A 926-nucleotide genomic window follows, 5' to 3' on the forward strand; every position below is an offset into this window, starting at 1 on the left:
CTGCGCAGCCTGCCGTTCCTCGGCGCCGACCTGCAGCACGCCCTGCAAGGCGTCGGCGCCCAGGGCCCGGCCCGGCTGAGCACGCGCTGGAACGGCGGCTGGCAGACGCTGGTGCAGCAGTTGCAAGCGACGAGCGCAGGCGCCGCACGGCCCACGGACCAGGAGCGCTTCGATCTGCAGGCCACGCTGAGCACAGCGCAGCTCGATCTGACGCTGCCGTCCGCAGCGGGCGCCGACGCAGCGCGCCAGGCGCTTCAATTGCGCGCCGTGCAGGCGGAACTCTCGGGCAACCTGGGGCAGGCCAGCCTGGCCCTCTCCGCAGAGCTGCGCAGCCCTGCGCCCCGCGCCGTGCAAGCCGCCCTGCAGGCGCGCATCTCGGGTGGGCTGGTCGCCGCCGGGCAATGGCGCGCGCAGATCAACCACTTGCGCTTGCAGGCGCAACCCGGCCCGCCCGCGGCAGGGCAAAACAGCCCGCCCCCCGGACCCCCCTGGGCACTGCAACTGGTGGAGCCGCTGCGCATCAGCGTGCACGGCGCCGCGCCCCAGGCGGGTGCCAGCGCGCATTCCGCGCCGCCCCCCGCATTCCGCCTCGAAACCTCGGCCGGCCAAGCCCGTCTCACCGGCCCGCTGCCCGGAACGGTGGCGCTGCGCTGGCAGCCGCTGCGCTGGTCTGGCGGTGCGGGGGCGCCCCCGCAACTACAGACCCAGGGAACATTGCAGGGCCTGCCCATGGCCTGGGTGGACGCCCTGGACACCCTGGGTCCGGGCACACCGCCCGCCGGCAGCCCCGCGCAACCTCTGCTCGCGCGCATGGGGCTGGCCAGCGACATCGTGCTCGACGGGCAGTGGAACGTGGAGCGCCGTGCCGGCCTGCGCGCCAGCGCCAGCCTGCGCCGCGCCAGCGGCGATTTGCGCATCCTCACGGT

General features: G+C 75.2%; 1 pseudogene. It reads left to right on the top strand.

Annotated features, from left to right (window positions below):
- A pseudogene (locus VTU_RS34300) lies at positions 1 to 926 on the top strand (translocation/assembly module TamB domain-containing protein); the annotation flags it as partial.

The sequence above is a fragment of the Verminephrobacter aporrectodeae subsp. tuberculatae At4 genome (assembly GCF_000193225.1).
Lineage (GTDB): Bacteria > Pseudomonadota > Gammaproteobacteria > Burkholderiales > Burkholderiaceae_C > Acidovorax > Acidovorax aporrectodeae.